This is a genomic window from Streptomyces sp. NPDC001709 (assembly GCF_053596375.1).
The window spans coordinates 250,990-270,778 of sequence record NZ_JBSFGB010000004.1; the positions used below are offsets into that span (position 1 = coordinate 250,990).

General features: G+C 70.1%; 19 protein-coding genes. 7 read left to right on the forward strand and 12 right to left on the reverse strand.

Annotated elements, in window-relative coordinates:
- Positions 1-11 precede the first annotated feature (11 nt).
- Positions 12-2,759, reverse strand: coding sequence for a transglycosylase domain-containing protein (locus ACWC0C_RS08355; protein WP_450862590.1), 2,748 nt, complete (start codon positions 2,757-2,759; stop codon positions 12-14).
- Positions 2,760-3,781: 1,022 nt separating this feature from the next.
- Here ACWC0C_RS08355 and ACWC0C_RS08360 point away from each other — a divergent pair.
- The 4 genes from ACWC0C_RS08360 to ACWC0C_RS08375 are packed head-to-tail and all read left to right on the forward strand — an operon-like array spanning position 3,782 to position 7,115.
- Positions 3,782-4,582 carry an ABC transporter permease gene (locus ACWC0C_RS08360; RefSeq protein WP_450862592.1) on the forward strand — a complete coding sequence of 267 codons (801 nt, stop codon included), beginning with the start codon at positions 3,782-3,784 and terminating at the stop codon, positions 4,580-4,582.
- A gap of 37 nt (positions 4,583-4,619) precedes the next feature.
- Positions 4,620-5,396, forward strand: coding sequence for an ABC transporter permease (locus tag ACWC0C_RS08365; RefSeq protein WP_449199848.1), 777 nt, complete (start codon positions 4,620-4,622; stop codon positions 5,394-5,396).
- Between the two features lie 3 nt (positions 5,397-5,399).
- On the forward strand, positions 5,400-6,368 hold the full coding sequence (locus ACWC0C_RS08370; RefSeq protein WP_449199838.1) for an ABC transporter ATP-binding protein: 969 nt from the start codon (positions 5,400-5,402) through the stop codon (positions 6,366-6,368).
- A 9-nt stretch (positions 6,369-6,377) separates the two neighbouring features.
- Positions 6,378-7,115: a DUF1707 SHOCT-like domain-containing protein gene (locus ACWC0C_RS08375; protein WP_450862594.1), complete on the forward strand. Its 738-nt coding sequence runs from the start codon at positions 6,378-6,380 to the stop codon at positions 7,113-7,115.
- A 4-nt stretch (positions 7,116-7,119) separates the two neighbouring features.
- Here the strand turns inward: ACWC0C_RS08375 and ACWC0C_RS08380 are convergent, their stop codons facing one another.
- From ACWC0C_RS08380 to ACWC0C_RS08390, 3 genes are all read right to left on the reverse strand, one after another.
- On the reverse strand, positions 7,120-7,515 hold the full coding sequence (locus ACWC0C_RS08380; protein WP_449199840.1) for a hypothetical protein: 396 nt from the start codon (positions 7,513-7,515) through the stop codon (positions 7,120-7,122).
- A gap of 139 nt (positions 7,516-7,654) precedes the next feature.
- Positions 7,655-8,392 carry a ribonuclease PH gene (gene rph / locus ACWC0C_RS08385; RefSeq protein WP_449199841.1) on the reverse strand — a complete coding sequence of 246 codons (738 nt, stop codon included), beginning with the start codon at positions 8,390-8,392 and terminating at the stop codon, positions 7,655-7,657.
- 79 nt (positions 8,393-8,471) lie between these two features.
- Complete coding sequence (locus ACWC0C_RS08390; RefSeq protein WP_069780600.1) at positions 8,472-8,705, reverse strand: glucose PTS transporter subunit EIIB; 234 nt, start codon at positions 8,703-8,705, stop codon at positions 8,472-8,474.
- A gap of 187 nt (positions 8,706-8,892) precedes the next feature.
- Between ACWC0C_RS08390 and ACWC0C_RS08395 the strand changes: the two genes are divergently transcribed.
- Positions 8,893-10,179: a PTS transporter subunit EIIC gene (locus ACWC0C_RS08395; protein ID WP_450862596.1), complete on the forward strand. Its 1,287-nt coding sequence runs from the start codon at positions 8,893-8,895 to the stop codon at positions 10,177-10,179.
- 163 nt (positions 10,180-10,342) lie between these two features.
- On the forward strand, positions 10,343-11,608 hold the full coding sequence (locus ACWC0C_RS08400; protein ID WP_450862598.1) for a PTS transporter subunit EIIC: 1,266 nt from the start codon (positions 10,343-10,345) through the stop codon (positions 11,606-11,608).
- 75 nt (positions 11,609-11,683) lie between these two features.
- Here ACWC0C_RS08400 and ACWC0C_RS08405 read toward each other — a convergent pair whose 3' ends face one another.
- Complete coding sequence (locus ACWC0C_RS08405) at positions 11,684-12,436, reverse strand: MBL fold metallo-hydrolase (RefSeq protein WP_449199844.1); 753 nt, start codon at positions 12,434-12,436, stop codon at positions 11,684-11,686.
- A 230-nt stretch (positions 12,437-12,666) separates the two neighbouring features.
- On the opposite strand from ACWC0C_RS08405, the gene ACWC0C_RS08410 reads away from it, so the two are divergent.
- Complete coding sequence (locus ACWC0C_RS08410) at positions 12,667-13,125, forward strand: type II toxin-antitoxin system PemK/MazF family toxin (protein WP_449199845.1); 459 nt, start codon at positions 12,667-12,669, stop codon at positions 13,123-13,125.
- Here ACWC0C_RS08410 and ACWC0C_RS08415 read toward each other — a convergent pair whose 3' ends face one another.
- The 7 genes from ACWC0C_RS08415 to ACWC0C_RS08445 all read right to left on the reverse strand — a co-directional run bounded on the left by ACWC0C_RS08415 (position 13,126) and on the right by ACWC0C_RS08445 (position 19,595).
- The gene (locus tag ACWC0C_RS08415; RefSeq protein WP_450862601.1) at positions 13,126-13,578 is read right to left on the reverse strand and encodes a hypothetical protein; all 453 of its coding nucleotides are present in this window, start codon (positions 13,576-13,578) and stop codon (positions 13,126-13,128) included.
- Positions 13,579-13,708: 130 nt separating this feature from the next.
- The gene (locus ACWC0C_RS08420) at positions 13,709-15,775 is read right to left on the reverse strand and encodes a putative Ig domain-containing protein (protein ID WP_450862603.1); all 2,067 of its coding nucleotides are present in this window, start codon (positions 15,773-15,775) and stop codon (positions 13,709-13,711) included.
- Between the two features lie 287 nt (positions 15,776-16,062).
- On the reverse strand, positions 16,063-17,013 hold the full coding sequence (locus tag ACWC0C_RS08425) for a PLP-dependent cysteine synthase family protein (RefSeq protein ID WP_449199409.1): 951 nt from the start codon (positions 17,011-17,013) through the stop codon (positions 16,063-16,065).
- 17 nt (positions 17,014-17,030) lie between these two features.
- The gene (locus ACWC0C_RS08430; protein WP_449199408.1) at positions 17,031-17,309 is read right to left on the reverse strand and encodes a MoaD/ThiS family protein; all 279 of its coding nucleotides are present in this window, start codon (positions 17,307-17,309) and stop codon (positions 17,031-17,033) included.
- A 114-nt stretch (positions 17,310-17,423) separates the two neighbouring features.
- The gene (locus ACWC0C_RS08435) at positions 17,424-17,519 is read right to left on the reverse strand and encodes a putative leader peptide (RefSeq protein ID WP_023550193.1); all 96 of its coding nucleotides are present in this window, start codon (positions 17,517-17,519) and stop codon (positions 17,424-17,426) included.
- Positions 17,520-17,599: 80 nt separating this feature from the next.
- Positions 17,600-18,022 carry a Mov34/MPN/PAD-1 family protein gene (locus tag ACWC0C_RS08440; protein WP_449199406.1) on the reverse strand — a complete coding sequence of 141 codons (423 nt, stop codon included), beginning with the start codon at positions 18,020-18,022 and terminating at the stop codon, positions 17,600-17,602.
- A gap of 136 nt (positions 18,023-18,158) precedes the next feature.
- On the reverse strand, positions 18,159-19,595 hold the full coding sequence (locus ACWC0C_RS08445) for an amino acid permease (protein ID WP_449199405.1): 1,437 nt from the start codon (positions 19,593-19,595) through the stop codon (positions 18,159-18,161).
- Positions 19,596-19,789 lie beyond the last annotated feature (194 nt).

Consider the following 19,789-nt stretch of genomic DNA (forward strand, 5'->3'; position numbering starts at 1 on the left):
TCACCGGGGCATCAGACGCCGGGGTCGCCGCCCCCGGCGCCGGCGGCCGTGCCTGTCGTACCACCACCGCCGTCCGTGCCGCCGCCGGCGGCCGTACCGCCCCCTGTGGTGTCTGTGCCGGTCGTGCCGCCGCCGGTGGGGTCGCCGCCGGTGGTCGTGCCTCCGGCGCCCGTCGTGTCGCCGCCGGTGGTGGTGCCTCCGCCGTTGGTCGTGGTGCCGCCGCCGGTGGTACCGGTGCCGCCGCCGGTGGTCGTCGGACCGCCGGTGGTGGGGGTGCCGGTGGTGCCGCCGGCCGGGCTGTTGGTCGCACCGCCGCCGGTCGGGCTGGCGGTCGCACCGCCGTTCTGGCCACCGGTCGTGCTCGGCGGGGCGGAGCCGGTCGCGCTGGGCGGCGCCTGCGGCTCGTCGGCGCCCTGCTCCAGCTGGAGGTCGAAGTCGGCGGACGGCGTGTTCTTCAGCGCGTTGCGCGTGTACTGGGCCCAGATCTCGGTCGGCGGGCCGCCACCGTTCATCCGGGGCTCGCCGAGGGCGCCGTACAGCGGCATGTGCTTGGCCGTGACCGGGTCCTGGCCCATCACGGAGACCACCGTGGCCAGGTCGGGGGTGTAGCCCGCGAACCAGGCGGCGGTGTCGTTCTCGGCGGTACCGGTCTTGCCGGCCGCCGGGCGGTCCGCGCCCTGGGCGGCGGTGGCGGTGCCGTTGTCGACCACGCTCTGCAGGATCGATGTGGTGGTGTCGGCGGCCTCCCGGCTGACGGCCTGCTTGACCTGCTGGCCGGGCAGCTTCACGTCCTCGGTGCCGTCCTTGGTGACCTTCTCGACCAGGGTGTAGGTGCCGTGCTGTCCGTGGTTGGCAAGCGTGGCGTAGCCCTCCGCCATGTCCAGCACGCTGGCGGTGGCGGTGCCGAGGGCGATCGACGGGTACGGCTGGAGGTCCGGGGTCCCGGACGGGATGCCGAGGTCGATCGCGGTCTTCTTGACCTTGGACGGGCCGACGTCGACGGCCATCTGCGCGTAGACGGCGTTCACGGACAGGTCGGTGGCCTTGGTGATGTTGATCGGGCCGTACGACTTCTGGTCCTCGTTCTGCGGGGCGTAGGAGCCGCCGCTCCAGCCCTCCACGGGACGCTCGTTGGTGCCGTCGTACACGGTGTTCGGGGTGATCGTGCGGCCGTCCTGGGTGGTCGAGCCGTTCTCCACCGCCGAGGTGAACACGAACGGCTTGAACGTCGAGCCGACCTGGAAGTCACCGCGGGTCGCGCCGTTGGTGTACTGCTTCACGTAGTCGATGCCGCCGTACATGGCGACGACCTTGCCGGTCTTCGGATCGACGGAGGCGCCGCCGGCGCGGACGTAGTTGTCCACCTTGTTGTTCTTCTTGTCCAGCTTGGAGATCAGCTGGTCGTGCACCGCCTTGACGAAGGCGTCCTGCTTGGTCTTCTGGATGGTGGTGGTGATGCGGTAGCCGCCGGCCGCGAGCTGGTCGTCGGTGAGGATGTTGTGCGTGGTCAGGTAGTGCTTGACCGCGTCGACGAGGTAGCCGCGCTGGCCGGACATGCCGCTGGAGATCGTCTGCTCCTTCGGCATCGGGAACTTCATGCCGGCCCGCTTGGACTCGCTGAGCCAGCCCTTCTTGACCATGCCGTCCAGGACGTAGTTCCAGCGGGCGACGGCCGCGCCCTTGTTCTCCGGGTGGGCGACGACGTCGTACTCGCTGGGAGCGTTGACGAGCGCGGCGAGGTAGGCGGCGCGGGCCGGGTCGAGGTCCTGGGCGTCCTTGCCGTAGTAGGCCTGGGCGGCGGCCTGGATGCCGTAGGCGTTGCGGCCGAAGAAGCTGGTGTTGAGGTAGCCCTCGAGGATCTCGTCCTTGGTCTTGTTCCGGTCCAGCTTGATCGAGATGAAGAACTCCTTGGCCTTGCGGGTGAGCGTCTGCTCCTGGCCCAGGTAGTAGTTCTTCACGTACTGCTGGGTGATCGTCGAGCCGGACTGCCTGCCCTTGCCGGTCGCGGTGTTCCAGGCGGCGCGCAGCATCGCCTTGGGGTCGATGGCCGACTCGGAGTAGAAGTCGCGGTCCTCGGCGGCCAGTACGGCGTGCTGGGCGTCCTTGGAGACCCGGGCGAGGGTGACGTTCTCGCGGTTGACCTGGCTGTCGCGTGTGTCGCGGGCGATCTGGGAGCCGTCGGCGTAGAGGTAGACGTTGGCCTGCTTGGTGGCCAGGGCGTTGGCGGGCGGGATCTTGACCAGGGAGTAGCCGAGGAAGAAGAGCCCGACGAGCAGCAGCACACCGATGACGAAGGTGCCGAGCACCATGCGCCAGGTGGGGATGATCCGCCGCCAACCGGTCCGCTTCGGGCGCTTGGGCTTCTTGCCATTGCCCCCGGCGGGCCGACCGTCGCCGGGGGTGGCGGCGAGGGCGGTGGTGTCCTGGTCGGGGGTGGTGGTGTCGGTCCCGGTGGTGCGGGGGCGGCGGGTGGCCGCTCCGGCTGCGCCGGCCGCGGCTGCGGTGCCCGCCTGGGATGCCTGGCCGGCGGCGCCCGCGGCGCCTACCGCTCCGGCCGCCTGGGCAGCGCGGTTCGCACCGCCGCCCGGGCGTGCGGCCCGGGGTGCGGTGCCGGTGGCGTTCGCCTCGTCGCTCTGCTCGCCCGCGCGGGGGGCGTTGACCCGCCGGAGAACCTGAGTGCTCTCGGGCGCGTGCGCCTCACCGGCGCCCTGGGACTGCTCGTCCGGGGCGGATCGGGGTGCCGTGACCCGCCGGAGCACCTGCGTACTCTCGGCCGACGGCGCCTGCCCGGAAGCGGCCCCGGCACCCGAAGCCGAGCCCCTGTCGGCAGCCTCACCGGAGGCCCGCCCGGACGCGGAAGCCCCGCCCGAAGCCGAGCCCCCGCGAGCCGCCGACGCACGACCGCCCGCCGAACCCGCACCCGAGGCAGCACCGGCCGCGGAACCACCCACGGCCGAGCCTCCATCGGACGCCGAGGTCCCACCCGGGCCCGTGCCCCCTGCCGAACCGCCACGAGCAGCCGACGCACGACCAGCCGCCGAGCCTCCACCGGACGCCGAACCCGCACCCGGGCCAGTACCGGCCGCGGAACCACCCACAGCCGAACCCCCGCGAGCCCCCGCGCCCCCACCGGCAGCCTCACCGGACGCCCGCCCGGACGCCGAAGGCCCGCCCGAAGCCGAGCCCCCGCGAGTCGTCGGCGTGCGGCCGGTGTCCGGGGCCTCGGCGGGGGCCGGACCGCCGCCGGAGGACCCGGTGTCGCCGGAGGCCGTGTCGCCGCTCGGTGCAGCCGTCTGCTGGTCCGGGCGGCCGCCTCGGGCCGCCTGGCGGGCCCGGGCCACGGAGGCCGTCCGGTCCAGGGGCGAGCCGTCCTGGGGCGCCCCACGGTCACCCGTTCGGCCGAGCCCGGCCCCCTCGCGGGCGGGCCCGGTCTCTGCGGACGGTGTCGGCTTGCCGGTCGCCCTGGGTGTGGCGGGGGCCGTTTCGTCGCGGCCCCCGGGGTCACCGGGCCCTGCAGCCGGCAGCGGCTTTCTCGGCGGCACGCCTTCGTTCGGCTGCTGCGGCTGCGGCTCGTCGCTCATGTCGTGCACGGACTCCTGTTTCGCGTCGTACGTTCCCGTACGCCTCGTACGCTTCTGCGCCCCCAGTTTGAAGACTCTCGCACCTGGCGTTCCGTTCCCGGATTCCGGCACGCTTCGGGCACAAAATGCGTGGCCGGCAGCCGGACCCGGGACTAGGCTCCTGCGCTTCGGTGTCGAGCGGTCCCAGGAGGTGGACTGGCGTGGGCGCGGGACGGTTGTACGTGGCCGTCGCGGCGGGGGGATTCAGACGGTACGCGACGTATCGGACCGCCACTGCGGCAGGGGTCTTCACGAACACGGCCTTCGGCTTGATCCTCGTCTACACCTACCGCGCGCTGTGGGACGAGCGGCCGCACCTGGGCGGGTGGGATCAGGCACAGGTCGTGACCTACGTGTGGCTGGGGCAGGCGTTGCTGTCGACGCTCGCGATCGGCGGCGGGGGCGTCGAGAACGAGCTGATGGAACGCATCCGTACGGGGGACGTGGCGATCGACCTGTACCGGCCCGCCGACCTGCAGCTGTGGTGGCTGGCGACGGACCTGGGCCGGGCCTTCTTCCAGCTGCTGGGGCGCGGGCTCGTCCTCTTCCTCTTCGGTGCCCTGTGCTTCCCGGTGTACCTGCCGACGGACGTGGGCACCTGGGCCGCCTTCTTCGTCGCCGTGCTGCTGGCGATGCTCGTGGGGTTCGGGATCCGGTACCTGGTGGCGCTCAGCGCGTTCTGGCTGCTGGACGGCCAGGGTGTGACGCAGATGTCCTGGCTCGCCGGTTTCTTCTGCTCGGGCATGCTCCTGCCGCTGAACGTCTTCCCCGGCTCGCTCGGCGAGGTCGTACGGGCCCTGCCCTGGTCCTCGCTGCTCCAGGCGCCGGCCCAGATCCTGCTGGGGCACGGGGACCCGCTGGACACGTATGTGTTCCAGGGGGCGTGGGCGGTGGTGCTGCTGGGCGCCGGGCGGCTGGTGCAGTCGGCGGCGACACGGCGGGTGGTGGTCCAGGGTGGGTGAGGCCGGCCGGCTCCGCGAGGGGGTGCGGGCCTATCTGATGATCGCCGGGATGTGGATCAGGTCCACGATGGCCTATCGCGCCTCCTTCGCGATGACCACGTTCGGCAATTTCGCGGCGACCTTCTTCGACTTCGTCGCGATCATGCTGATGTTCTCCCGGGTGGACGCCCTCGGCGGCTGGTCGCTGCCCGAGGTGGCCTTTCTCTACGGCCTGTCCGGTACGGCCTTCGGGCTGGCGGATCTGGTGATCGGCTCGATGGAGCGGCTGGGGCGGCGGGTGCGCGACGGCACGCTGGACACGCTGCTGGTGCGCCCGGCGCCGGTGCTGGCCCAGGTGGCGGCCGACCAGTTCGCGCTCAGGCGGCTGGGCCGGGTGACCCAGGGCCTGCTGGTGCTGGGCTGGGCGGTGCTCCGGCTGGACATCGACTGGACGCCGCTGAAGCTGCTGCTGATGCCGGTGATGGTGGTGAGCGGCTGCGGGATCTTCTGCGCGGTGTTCGTGGCGGGGGCGGCCTTCCAGTTCCTGGCCCAGGACGCCTCGGAGGTGCAGAACGCCTTCACCTACGGCGGGACCACGCTGCTGCAGTATCCGCCGACGGTCTTCGCGAAGGAGCTGGTGCGCGGGGTGACGTTCGTGCTCCCGCTGGCCTTCGTCAACTGGCTGCCCGCGACCTATGTGCTGGGGCGGCCGTATCCGCTGGGGCTGGCGCGGTGGACGGCGTTCGCACCGCCGCTGGTGGCGGTGGCGTGCTGTGCGCTCGCGGGGCTGGCCTGGCGGGCGGGACTTCGTTCGTACCGGAGCACGGGGAGCTGACAGATGACGGACGGCGACTTCATCGCGCTGGAGAACGTCGAGAAGGTCTTCGAGGTGCGCAAGAGGGCCGGGTTCCTGAAACGGGAGCGGCGCGAGGTGCGGGCGGTGGACTCGATCTCGTTCACCGTGCCGCGCGGGGAGATGGTCGGCTACATCGGGCCGAACGGCGCCGGGAAGTCGACCACGATCAAGATGCTGACGGGCATCCTGACGCCGAGCGCCGGGCGGCTGCGGGTGGCGGGCATCGACCCGTCGCGGGAACGGCGGCGCCTCGCGCACCGGATCGGGGTGGTGTTCGGGCAGCGTACGACCCTGTGGTGGGACCTGCCGCTGATCGACTCCTACCGCCTCGCGCACCGCATGTACCGGATCCCGGACTCCCGTTACCGCGAGAACCTGGACCGGATGGTCGAACTCCTGGAGCTGGGCGCCCTGTTGGACGTACCGGTGCGGCAGCTCTCGCTCGGGCAGCGCATGCGCGGCGACATCGCGGCGGCCCTGCTGCACGACCCCGAGGTGCTGTACCTGGACGAGCCGACGATCGGCCTGGACGTCGTGTCCAAGGCGAAGGTCCGCGGTTTCCTGCGGGAGTTGAACACCGAGCGGGGCACGACGGTGCTGCTGACCACCCATGACCTCCAGGACATCGAGCAGTTGTGCTCACGGGTGATGGTGATCGACCACGGCAGGCTGATGTACGACGGTCCGCTCACGGGGCTGCACGAGGCCGGGGAGAGCGAGCGGACTTTGGTGGTGGACCTGGAACGGGAGCTGCCGCCGGTCGAGGTGCCCTCGGCGCGGGTGGTGCGGGTGGAGGGGCCGCGGCAGTGGCTGGCGTTCCCGGCCGGGCAGTCGGCGGCGCCGCTCGTCGCGTACCTCGCGGCCGGGTATCCGCTGGTGGACCTGTCGGTGCGGGAGCCGGACATCGAGGCCGTCATCGCCAAGATGTACGCGGAGAAGGCGGTCTCGTAGGCTTCTGTCATGACCGACGACGCAGTCCCGGACCTCCGGGCGTCCGACAGCGACCGTGAACGGGTCGCCGAGGTCCTGCGGGACGCCCTCGCCGAGGGCCGGCTCGACATGGAGGAGTTCGAGGAGCGGCTGGAGGCGGCGTACAAGGCGCGTACGTACGCCGAGCTGGCGCCGCTCACCCGGGACCTGCCGACGGCCGGCACCGCCGCGCCGCCCGCCCCCGTCTCCTTCACCAAGGAACCCGCGCGGAGCGGGAGTTGGGCGTCCCGGATCGTCGGTGGTGAGGGGTCCTCGACGGGCGGGATCGCGATCCTGTCGGGGTTCGAGCGCAAGGGCCGCTGGACGGTGCCGAAGCGGTTCAACTGCTTCGCGTTCATGGGCGGAGGCGAGATCGACCTGCGCGAGGCCAACTTCGCGGACCACGAGGTCGAGATCAACTGCGTGGCGATCATGGGCGGCGTCCAGGTCACCGTGCCGCCCGGGGTCGAGGTCGTCGTCCGCGGCATCGGCATCATGGGCGGCTTCGAACACCCGAGGGACGACGGCCCGCCCGAGCCGGGCGCTCCGCGGGTGGTCATCGGCGGGCTCGCCTTCTGGGGCGGGGTCGGCGTGGAACGCAAGGTCACGCGGGCCGAGCAGAAGCGCCTGAAGGAGCAGCGCCGGCAGGAGAGGCTGGAGCGCAGGGAGTCCCGGCACGAGCTGCTGCGCGAGCGACGCGAGGAACGGCGCCGGGACCGGGGACGCTGAGCCCTTACTTGGTGCAGACCTTGGTCAGTTCGCCGGCCGCGTCCGTCACCGGGCTGACATCCGGGGTCTTGTCCCCGTTCTTGATGGCCGTACGCACGTTCCCCACGGCCTTGTCCAAGTCGTCGACCGCCTTGTTGACATCGGCGTTGTCGGTCTTGTCGCCGATCTTCTTCAGGTTCTTCTCGATGGAGTCCAGGGAGTTGTCCGCCTGGGTGGGATCGTTCGCGGCGTTCTCCACGGCCTGCTGGAGGTCGGTGACGCTGTCGGCTATGGAGTCCGCGGTCTGCACGCAGTCCAGGGCCTTGTTCACGGCGTCGCAGCCGGTGGTGAGGCCGGCGGTGAGCGCGGCGGTCGCCACGGCGGCGGCGACGGCGGTGAGACGGCGTCGGCTGACGGCCATGCTGGTGTTCCCCTCCCGAGGTAAGGCCGCCCACGGGTAGGGCGGCCCGTACCCCTAGGACGTCGAGAAGGGCGCGCGGGTTGCCCACGCGCGCCCGTCCTTTTGATCCGCCCTTTACTTCGGATTACTTCACTTCGTGTTACTTCGCGAGTGTGGCCTCGAGGGCCGCGCGCTGGTGGGCGGAGAGTTCCGCGCAGCCGGTGACGGCGAGGTCGAGCAGGGCGTTGAGCTCCTCGCGGGCGAAGGGCTCGGCCTCGGCGGTGCCCTGGACCTCGACGAAGCGGCCGTCGCCGGTGCAGACGACGTTCATGTCGGTGTCGGCGCGCACGTCCTCCTCGTAGCAGAGGTCGAGCAGGGGGACTCCGCCGACGATGCCGACGGAGACGGCGGAGACGGTGCCGGTGAGCGGCTGCCGGCCGGCCTTGATCAGCTTCTTGCCCTGGGCCCAGGCGACGGCGTCGGCCAATGCCACGTAGGCACCGGTGATGGCGGCCGTACGCGTGCCGCCGTCGGCCTGGAGGACGTCGCAGTCGAGGACGATGGTGTTCTCGCCGAGCGCCTTGTAGTCGATGACCGCGCGCAGCGAGCGGCCGATGAGCCGGGAGATCTCGTGGGTCCGGCCGCCGATCTTGCCCTTGACGGACTCGCGGTCGCCGCGGGTGTTGGTGGCGCGGGGCAGCATGGCGTACTCGGCGGTGACCCAGCCCTCGCCGCTGCCCTTGCGCCAGCGCGGGACGCCCTCGGTCACGGAGGCGGTGCAGAAAACCTTGGTGTCGCCGAAGGAGACGAGGACGGAGCCCTCGGCGTGCTTGCTCCAGCCGCGTTCGATGGTGACCGGGCGGAGCTGTTCGGGGGTACGGCCGTCGATGCGAGACATGGCGAAGAGCCTAGTCGCACAGCGGGAAGGGGCTCCTCCCGCGTCGGGAAGAGCCCCTTTCCAGGTGAACCGGTGCGGTTCACATCATGTCTTCGATCTCCGCGGCGATCGGGTCGGCGTCGGTGCCGATGACGACCTGGATGGCGGTTCCCATCTTGACGACGCCGTGGGCGCCGGCGGCCTTCAGGGCGGTCTCGTCGACCAGGGAGGGGTCGGACACCTCGGTGCGCAGCCGGGTGATGCAGCCCTCGATCTCCTCGATGTTGTCGATGCCGCCGAGGCCGGCGACGATCTTCTCAGCCTTGCTGGCCATGTTCCTTCTCCCTGATCCGAACCGCTTTGTCGCAGTAACCCACAGTTGGCCCATCTTCGCGAGCGGTCATGCCGTACGTGCCGAATGATGGCGATCACGACAGCGGAACCGTCCGCCAACTGGTCTACACCACAGGCGGTACGGTCGCCAAACCGCGTCCGGGTCGAGCGGTTCAGGGAGGACATCCATGAGCGCCGAGAGCACGGTCACTCCCGGGCGCGCCCGCCCCCACCGGCTGTTCCAGGGCATGCAGAAGATGGGCCGCAGCCTGCAGCTGCCGATCGCGGTGCTGCCGGCGGCGGGCCTGCTGATCGGGCTGGGGCAGCCGGGCGTGGTAGGGAAGGACGGCCTGGGCTGGACCATCGTCTCCAAGGTGATGCTCGGCGCGGGCGGCGCCCTGCTCGACGGCTCCCTCGGGCTCCCGCTGCTGTTCTGCGTGGGCGTCGCGATCGGGATGGCGAAGAAGGCGGACGGCTCAACGGCACTCGCGGCGGTGGCGGGCTTTCTCGTCTACTACGGCGTGCTGCACCAGTTCCCGGACTGCCCCGTCGGCTCGAAGACGATCCCGGGCATCGGCTGCCAGGTCCGGGACGGGTCCGTGACGGCCTTCACCTTCCAGAACCCCGGCGTGTTCGGCGGCATCGTGATGGGTCTGCTGGCCGCCTTCTTCTGGGCCCGCTTCCACCGCACCAGGCTGGTCGACTGGCTCGGCTTCTTCAACGGCCGCCGGCTGGTGCCGATCATCATGGCGTTCGTCGCCATCCTCTTCGCGGCGCTGTGCCTGTGGATCTGGCCGCCGGTCGGCAGTGGCCTGGAGAGTTTCAGCCACTGGCTGCGGTCCATCGGCTCCTGGGGAGCGGGCGTCTACGGCGTCGCCAACCGCGCGCTGCTCGTCGTCGGCCTGCACCAGTTCCTGAACGTGCCCATCTGGTTCCAGTTCGGCAGCTACACCAAGCCGGACGGCACGGTGGTGCACGGCGACATCAACATGTTCCTCCAGGGCGACCCGCACGCGGGCCAGTTCACCTCGGGCTTCTTCCCGATCATGATGTTCGCCCTGCCGGCCGCCGCGCTGGCCATCACGCACTGCGCGAGGCCCGGCCGCCGCAAGGAGATCGGCGGCCTGATGCTGTCGGTGGCGCTGACGTCGTTCGTGACGGGCATCACCGAGCCGATCGAGTACTCGTTCATGTTCATCGCGCCGGTGCTGTACGCCGTCCACGCGGTGCTCACCGGTGTGTCGATGGCGGTGACCTGGGCGCTCGGGGTGCACGACGGGTTCAGCTTCTCGGCCGGCCTGATCGACTACGTCATCAACTGGCGCCTGGCGACGAAACCGTGGCTGATCATCCCGATCGGGCTGTGCTTCGCGGCGGTCTATTACGCGGTCTTCCGGTTCGCGATCACCAGGTTCGACCTGAAGACGCCGGGCCGTGAGCCGGAGGACGAGGTCGAGGACATCACCAAGGCGTGAGGGCTCACGGCACGTAGTGCGGTCGTAGCGGATCAGCGGGTTCCTTATGCCGCCTTCATCGTGCTACAACAGGTCTACACCACTGAGTGGTGTAGACCAGAGACGCTGCCGTCCCCTTCCATGGTTCCACAGGCGGCGCCCTGCATGCCCACAGGAGGAACTTGTGACCACGGCGACCGCCGCTCCCGCGGCCGAGAAGAAAAAGGGCTCCGGCGTGATGTCCGTGCTGCAGCGCATCGGCCGCAGCCTGATGCTGCCGGTGGCCGTGCTGCCGGCCGCCGCGCTCCTGGTGCGCCTCGGCAACACCGACATGCTGGGCCGCCCCTCCTTCCCCACCTTCCTGACGAAGATCGCGTCCTTCATGGCGGCGGGCGGCAACGCGATCCTCGACAACATGGCGCTGCTGTTCGCCGTGGGCATCGCGATCGGCTTCGCGAAGAAGTCGGACGGCTCCACGGCCCTCTCGGCCGTCGTCGGCTACCTGGTCTTCAAGAACGTCCTCGGCACGTTCACCGACAAGAACCTGCCGAAGGTGGCGACGGTCGTCGACGGCAAGATCGTCATGCAGAACGCCCCGGTGGACGCCAAGGTCCTCGGCGGTGTGGTGATGGGCATAGTCGTGGCTCTGCTGTACCAGCGCTTCTACCGCACCAAGCTGCCCGACTGGGCGGGCTTCTTCGGCGGCCGTCGTCTCGTCCCGATCCTGTCGGCCTTCGCCGGCCTCGTCATCGGCATCGTCTTCGGCTACATCTGGCCGGTCCTCGGCACGGGCCTGCACAACTTCGGCGAGTGGCTGGTCAAGTCGGGCGCGGTGGGCGCGGGCATCTTCGGTGTCGCCAACCGTGCGCTGATCCCGATCGGCATGCACCACCTGCTCAACTCGTTCCCGTGGTTCCAGGCGGGCGAGTACCACGGCAAGAGCGGTGACATCGCGCGCTTCCTGGCCGGCGACCCGCACGCGGGCCAGTTCATGACCGGCTTCTTCCCGATCATGATGTTCGCCCTGCCGGCCGCGTGCCTGGCCATCGTCCACTGCGCCCGGCCCGAGCGCCGCAAGGTCGTCGGCGGCATGATGGTCTCACTGGCGCTGACGTCCTTCGTCACCGGCGTCACCGAGCCGATCGAGTTCACCTTCATGTTCATCGCGCCGGTGCTGTACGCCATCCACGCGGTGCTCACCGGTGTCTCGCTGGCGCTGACCTGGGCGCTCGGGATGCGGGACGGCTTCGGCTTCTCGGCCGGTGCGGTGGACTTCTTCCTGAACCTGGGCATCGCGAGCAACCCCTGGGGCCTGGTCCTGATCGGCCTGTGCTTCGCGGCCGTCTACTACGTCGTCTTCCGCTTCGCGATCATCAGGTTCAACCTGCCCACACCGGGCCGCGAGACCGACGAGGAACTCGCGGAACTGCAGAAGGCCGAGGCGAAGTAGAGCCGACCCAGCACACGTCGAAGGCCCCGGGACCGAGAGGTTCCGGGGCCTTTGTCATGCCGTCGTGCGCGGAAGCTAGATCTCGTACGTGACCCGCGGAGCGGCGAGCTCCACCGGGCCGTCGAACACACCGCGGGCGTCGCGGAGGTTGATCTGCGGGTCGGTCCACGGCGGGATGTGGGTGAGGACCAGCCGGCGGGCGCCCGCGCGGGCCGCCGTCTCCCCCGCCTCGCGGCCGTTGAGGTGCAGGTCGGGGATGCTCTCCTTGCCGTGCGTGAACGCGGCCTCGCACAGGAACAGATCGGTGTCCCGGGCCAGCTCGTCCAGCGCCTCGGTGACACCCGTGTCGCCGGAGTACGTCAGCGACCGCCCGCCGTGCTCGACCCGGATGGCGTACGCCTCCACGGGGTGCCGGACCCGCTCGGTGTGCACCGTGAAGGGTCCGATCTCGAAGGTGGACGGCTTCACGGTGTGGAAGTCGAAGACCTCGCTCATGGACGAGGCGGAGGGGGTGTCGGCGTAGGCCGTGGTCAGACGGTGTTCGGTGCCCTCGGGGCCGTAGACCGGGAGCGGGTCGCAGCGGCCGCCGTCGTGGCGGTAGTAGCGCGCGACGAAGTAGGCGAGCATGTCGATGCAGTGATCGGCGTGCAGATGGCTCAGGAAGATCGCGTCGAGGTCGTAGAGACCGCAGTGGCGCTGCAGCTCGCCCAGGGCGCCGTTGCCCATGTCGAGGAGCAGCCGGAAGCCGTCGGCCTCGACGAGGTAGCTCGAGCAGGCCGATTCCGCGGAGGGGAACGACCCCGAGCAGCCGACGACGGTGAGCTTCATGAAGCAGAAACCTCCGTTGGCGGTGAAGATCAAAACGGAAAGATCAAAAGGGCAGGGGAACGGGGGTCGTGCGGTTCGTCGAGCGTAAGGCGCGAAAGGGCCGGTCGCTCCTCCGCCAGGGGCCGTTGTGGGCGAACTCACCTGTGCTGTCACCGGTTCGGCTGGACCGGGGGCGCAGAAGGATTCACCAAGGGCGCGCAATCCTCGGCGCGCGCCGGTAACGTCGTCGTATGGACACGTCCTGGTGGCTGGCACTCGCGGCGGTGGTGCTGCTCGCGCTGGTCGCCACGCTCATCGACGGCTGGGGGCGCGGTCGCCGGCCCGCCGCGCGGCGCCTCAGGCCCCTCGGCCGCGCGGGAACGCGCCCGGCGCGGGCCGCCCGGCCGGTCCCCGGGGACATCTGGTGGGCGGACGTCCCCTACGAGGACCGCACCGACGCGAAGGACCGGCCCTGTCTGGTGCTGGCGGTGCGCGGGAACCGGGCCACGGTCGCCAAGATCACCAGCAAGTACCACGACGAGCGGGCCGGGGTGATCCCGCTCCCGCCCGGCGCGGTCGGCGACGCCCGGGGGCGGCCGAGCTTCCTGGAGACCGACGAGCTGCGCGAGGTGCCGGTGGGCGACTTCCGGCGACGGGTCGGTGTGGTCGACCCCGTTCTGTGGGATCAGGTACGGCACCTCGCCGGGTGACTACTTCACGGTCACCGTGACCGTCCACTCCTGGATCCCCTTGCAGGACACCTGGCCCGGTGCCGTCGGCTGGGCGCACAGCGGGCGGGACGACGTCAGCTTCTCGGTTCCGGTGTGCACCGCCTGGTACGCCGCCGTGGCCTGGCCCGGCAGGATGACGAAGCCCGCGTTGATGCCCTTCAGGGCGGTGCCGCTGGCCATGACCGGCTTCCACGGGCGGGACTTGGTGCCGTCCAGGGTCAGGCGGACCTCGCCGCCCTTGGCCACGCAGACCGTGCGTCCGCTGTCGGCGGCCTTGAGCTGCACCAGCGCGGCGCAGCCGCCCTTGGCCGGTGCGGAGGCCGACGGCGACACCTTGCCGGCGTTTCCGCTGCCCTTGCCATCCTGGGAGCCGCATCCGGCGAGGAGCAGCGCTGTCGCCACGAGGGCGAGGGAGGTTGTCGTACGGCGCATGGGGGTTCGCCTTTCTGCCGTGGCCGCACGGGGTCGGCCGCCTGGTGCAGATGTGACGTAGTGGCGCACGAAAAGGATCCCGCACGCGGACGGATTCCGCGTGCGGGATCGCATGCTCACAGGAGGCGGATCAGCTGGTCGTCAGGGCGGTGTCGTCCACGACGAAGCTGGTCTGCAGCGAGGAGTCCTCCACGCCGTTGAACTTCAGGGTGACCGTCTGGCCCGCCAGCGAGGACAGGTCGAAGGTCTTCTGCGCGTACCCGGAGGCGGCGTTGACGTTCGAGTACGTCGCCAGGGTCGTCGAACCGGCGGTCACCGTCAGCTTGTCGTAGGCGGTGCTGCCGGTCTCGGCGGTGTCGATGTGCAGGTAGAAGGTGAGCGTGGCCTTGCAGCCGGCCGGGATCGTCACCGACTGGGACAGCGTGTCGGTGTGCGAGGAGCCGTAGCCGTCGAGCCAGGCGTAGTACGAGCCGCCGTGCGCCGCCTCACCCGTGTCGTTGGTGATGACGCCGCTGGACCCGGTCCAGCCGGTGTTGCCCGACTCGAAGCCCGGGTTGGCGAGCAGCTGGGAGGAGGAGCAGGTGCCGCCGGAGGAGCCGACGGTCCAGGTGAAGGAGGTCGAGCCGGAGGCGCCGGTGGAGTCCTTCGCGGTGACCGTGACCTGGTAGGTGCCCGCGGTGGACGCCGTACCCGAGATCAGGCCGGTGGAGCTGTTGATGGACAGCCCGGTCGGCAGGCCGGAGGCACTGTAGGTCAGGGCCGCGCCCGCGCTGTCGGTGGCCTTGATCTGCAGGCTGGCCGAACCGCCGGTCGTGGTCGACTGGCTGCCGGGGTTGGTGACGGAAACCGTGTTGCCGGTGCTGGAGCCGGAGGTGAAGGCGGCCGTGCCGTTCGGGGTGCCCCAGCCGGTCGGGCCGTCGTAGCCGGTGCCCGCGGTGCAGAAGTACGAGGTGGAGCAGGAGCCGTTGTGGCCGCTGGTCACGTCGTACAGGTTGCCCGTGTGGGAGTACGGGTACTTCGCCGGGTAGTCGCTCGCGCCCGGGGTGCCCGCGAGGGCGTAGACGCTCGCGATGATCGGCGAGGAGGCGCTGGTGCCGCCGACGACGCCCCAGCCGGAGCCGCCGAAGGTGTCGTAGACCGCCACGCCGGTGGCCGGGTCGGCGACCGCGGAGACGTCGGCCTCCATGCGCTTGGAGCAGCCGGTGTCGGTCTGCCAGCTCGGCTTCGGGTCGTAGGCGGAGCAGCCGGAGCCGGTGCCCTCGGTGGAGTTGGTGTACCAGACGGACTCGCTCCAGCCCCGCGAGTTGGAGGACTGGGTGAGCGCGGTGCCGCCGACGGCCGTCACGTACTGGGAGGTCGCCGGGTACTCGGCGCCGTAGGCGGAGTCACCCGAGGAGACGGTGATCGCGACACCCGGGTGCTTGAAGTACGAGGTGTCCTCGCTGGTCTGCGAGGAGGACTCGGAGCCGCCCCAGCTGTTGGAGATGAACTTGGCGCCGAGCGAGACGGCCTCGTTCTCGGCGATGCCGAGGTCGGTGTCGTTCGCGGAGTTGGCCTCGACCAGGATGATGCTGCAGTTCGGGCAGACCGCGCTGACCATGTCGATGTCGAGCATCTCTTCACCGGCCCAGCCGGTGTCGTTGGTCGGCAGCGAGGTGGTGGAACCGGTCTGGCTGACCTGCTTGAAGCAGCCGTTGGCCTTGGTGCAGGCGGACAGGCCGTACTGCGAGCGGTAGGTGGCCAGGTCCGACTCGGCGTTGGGGTCGTTGTAGGCGTCGACGATGGCCACCGTCATGCCCGAACCGCCCGTGGTGGGCAGGTTGTAGGCGCTGTGCAGGTTGGCCGGGGAGAGGCCCGAGGGCGCGGCCGCGGCGAGCGCCGAGGCGAGGCGCTGCTTGATGTCCGTGCGGCGCTGGGCGAAACAGGACGCGTGGCCCGGCTCGGCCTTGGCGCACAGGTGCTGTGTCGGCACCTTCTGGCCGGCCTTGCCCGTGGCGTGGAAGGTCTGCCGCTTCGGGTCCGTCAGGGCCCTGGTGTTCTGCGTGACCTTGGAGCTGTGGGGGTGCGCGCTGGTGGTCTGCGCCCCGGCCGTCGGTGCCGCGGTGAATCCGGCGACGGTGAGGGCGAGGGCGGGGAAGGCGACGGCGACGAGTCTTCGCAGACTGCGTCTCCGCCGGCTCGGGCGTGACTCACGCATGGGGTACTGCCTCCGGTTGACGTGGGGTTTCGCACTGGATTGGCAGGCCCGTGACGCGCGTAGCGGCGGCAGAACCGCGCAGTCATGAGCATGACACTCGCAGACACCTGACACACGCTGGGTGAGCGTGACATGCCAGGGTGCGAGGAGGAACGTAGCTCTGGCCCCAGGAGCACCGGCAGTACCGAAAGGATTTCTTTGCCTTGCCATAGGAATGGCTTAGCCCCCTCATAGGAGGGGGCTGGTGACCGCTTGATCCGCGTTAATGCGGTGTTACGAAAACGGTGCTACGCCCAGAGCTGGCCCTGCAGCGTCTCGATGGCCTCCTCGGTGGTGGCCGCCGTGTAGACGCCGGTGGACAGGTACTTCCAGCCGCCGTCGGCCACGATGAAGACGATGTCGGCGGACTCCCCCGCCTTGACCGCCTTCCTGCCCACGCCGATCGCCGCGTGCAGGGCGGCGCCGGTCGAGACGCCCGCGAAGATGCCCTCCTGCTGCAGGAGTTCACGGGTGCGGGTGACCGCGTCGGCGGAGCCGACCGAGAAGCGGGTGGTCAGCACGGAGGCGTCGTACAGCTCCGGCACGAAGCCCTCGTCGAGGTTCCTGAGGCCGTACACCAGGTCGTCGTAGCGCGGTTCGGCGGCGACGATCTGGATGCCCGGCCGGTGCTCGCGCAGGAAGCGGCCGACACCCATCAGGGTGCCGGTGGTGCCGAGGCCGGCGACGAAGTGGGTGATGGAGGGGAGGTCCGCCAGGATCTCCGGGCCGGTGGTGGCGTAGTGGGCGCCCGCGTTGTCCGGGTTGCCGTACTGGTAGAGCATCACCCAGTCGGGGTGCTCGGCGGCCAGCTCCTTGGCCACGCGCACGGCGGTGTTGGAGCCGCCCGCGGCCGGCGAGGAGATGATCTCGGCGCCCCACATGCCCAGCAGGTCCCGGCGCTCCTGCGAGGTGTTCTCCGGCATCACGCACACCATGCGGTAGCCCTTGAGCTTGGCGGCCATCGCGAGGGAGATGCCGGTGTTGCCGGAGGTGGGCTCCAGGATCGTGCAGCCCGGGGTGAGCCGGCCGTCCTTCTCCGCCTGCTCGATCATGTGCAGCGCGGGGCGGTCCTTGACCGAACCCGTGGGGTTGCGGTCCTCCAGCTTGGCCCAGATGCGGACGTCGGCGGACGGCGACAGCCGCGGCAGGCGCACCAGGGGGGTGTTGCCCACCGCGGCCAGCGGGGAGTCGTAGCGCATCGCTGCTCAGCGGCCGATCAGCGCATGCCGCCGGCGACGGCCGGCAGGATCGTCACGGTGTCGCCGTCCGACAGCTTGGTGTCGATGCCGTCGATGAAGCGGACGTCCTCGTCGTTCAGGTACACGTTGACGAAGCGGCGCAGCTTGCCCTCGTCCACGATGCGGGCCTGGATGCCCGCATGCCGGGTCTCGAGGTCGGTGAACAGCTCGGCGAGGGTGTTCCCCTTGCCCTCCACCGCCTTCTCACCGTCGGTGTAGGTGCGGAGGATGGTCGGGATGCGGACCTCGATGGCCATGGTTGGGGGCTCCTGTCGGAAGGTGTGTGGTCTGTGGGCGCACGGCTGGGGGTCCCCCCAGGCGTTCAGCACTGGGGGAGCGCCGCGGCCACGGCCGTACGGCGGCAGGGAACGTCAACAGATGGCGCTGTTCAGCCTGCACAGGTCGACGTGCAGCCGCGCCACGAGCAGCATGCCCGGCGCCTTCTCGCTCACGTCGTTCAGAACCATGGGGTCATCGTATCGATTCCCGGTCCGGGTTCCCGAGTGTGATCTCGCATGCTGGATGAATTCTGGCCGAATCGCGAGATTCAGTACGCCTCCACGATCCTGACCTCCTCCTCCGTGACCTCGCCTTCCACGATCCGGAACGAGCGGAACTGGAAGTCGCCGAGGCCGTCGGTGTCGGCGGTGGAGACGAGGACGTAGTGCGCGCCGGGCTCGTTGGCGTAGGAGATGTCGGTGCGCGAGGGGTAGGCCTCGGTGGCGGTGTGGGAGTGGTAGATGACCACCGGGTCCTCGTCGCGGTCGTCCAGCTCGCGGTAGAGCTTGAGCAGGTCGCCGGAGTCGAACTCGTAGAAGGTCGGCGACATGGCCGCGTTCAGCATGGGGACGAAGCGCTCGGGGCGGTCCGAGCCCGCCGGGCCCGCCACGACGCCGCACGCCTCGTCGGGGTGGTCCTTGCGCGCGTGGGCGACGATCTGGTCGACGAGGGCCTGGGTGATGGTCAGCATGTCCGTCAGGATAAGCAGACGGGCCGCTCCGTACCGATAGTTGGTACGGAACGGCCCATATGCCGGACGTCCTGAGCGGCAGCCGCACCGGGGCGCCACGAGAGCTCCGTGCGGCTGGACGTCCCTTGGGGGAAGGTCAGCGCTTGCGGAAGGCCGCGGCCTCCGGGTTGCGGCGCCGGAGCACCCAGTAGGAGACGCCGAGGATCGCGGCCCACAGCGGTGCACAGTAAAGCGACACCCGGGCGTCCTTGTCGATGCCCATGAGCACGATCACCATGAAGATGAACAGCAGTGCGAAGACGCTCGTGTACGGCGCTCCCGGCGCGCGGAACTCGCTCTGCGGCAGCAGCCCGCGGTTCGCCTTCGCCCGGTAGCGGATCTGGCAGACCAGGATGACGATCCAGGCCCACATGCCGGAGATGGTCGCGAAGGACACCACGTAGTCGAACGCCTTGCCCGGCCACTGGTAGTTGATCCAGACGCCGACGAGCATCAGCGCGGCGGAGAACGTGGTGCCGACGAGCGGGGTGCCGCTGCGGGTCAGCTTGGTGAAGGCCTTCGGGCCCTGGCTGTTGAGCGCCAGGTCGCGCAGCATACGGCCGGTGGAGTACATGCCGGAGTTGCAGGAGGACAGCGCGGCCGTCAGGACGACGAAGTTCACGATGCCGGCGCCGACCGACAGGCCCATCTTCTGGAAGGCGGCCACGAAGGGGCTCACACCCGGGTGGAACTCGGTCCACGGCACGACCGACAGGATCATGATCAGCGCGCCGACGTAGAAGACGGCGATGCGCCACGGCACGGTGTTGATCGCCTTCGGCAGCACCTTCTTGGGGTCCTTGGACTCGCCCGCGGTGACACCGACCAGCTCGACGGCGAGGAAGGCGAACATGACCATCTGCAGGGTCATCAGGGTGTTGCCGACGCCGTGCGGGAAGAAGCCGCCGTCGCTCCACAGGTGGCTGACCGAGGCGGTCTTGCCGGCGTCCGAGAAGCCGACCGTCAGGATGCCGGCGCAGATCAGGATCATGCCGATGATCGCGGTGACCTTGACCATGGAGAACCAGAACTCCAGCTCACCGAAGAGCTTCACGGAGATCAGGTTCGCGCCGTACAGCACGATCGTGAAGATCAGGGCCGAGACCCACTGCGGGATGTCGAACCAGTACGTCATGTAGGCGGCCGCGGCCGTGACCTCGGTGATGCCGGTGACCACCCAGAACAGCCAGTACGTCCACCCGGTCACGAAGCCCGCGAAGGGGCCGATGAACTCGCGGGCGTACTCCGAGAACGAACCCGACACCGGGCGGTACATCAGCAGCTCGCCGAGCGCCCGCATGATCAGGAAGATCACGAGGCCCGCGACGGCGTACGCCAGGATCAGGCTGGGGCCCGCCTTGGAGATGCCCTTGCCCGCGCCGAGGAACAGGCCGGTGCCGATGGCACCGCCGATGGCGATCATCTGGATCTGCCGGGACCCGAGCCCGCGCTGGTACCCCTCGCCGCCCTCGCTGTCCGCGGCCCGCGCGGCCTCACTGCCGTCGCGAAGCTGGTCGACCTGCGATGAGGTCATGTGTGGTGCGCCTTTCTCCATGCCGATCCGCGGCCCGTCGTCGGCCTCGGATCGGGTTTCGATCCCCCCGGATTGATGGAGCTGAGCGGCCTGTCCGAGTCCGCTCCTGCCTGGCCGACGGTCGTCGGCTCGGTGGCGCACCCGGCCGGACATGGGTGGCGTCGGCCGGGCGGTCGTGAAGATTTATCACGGCC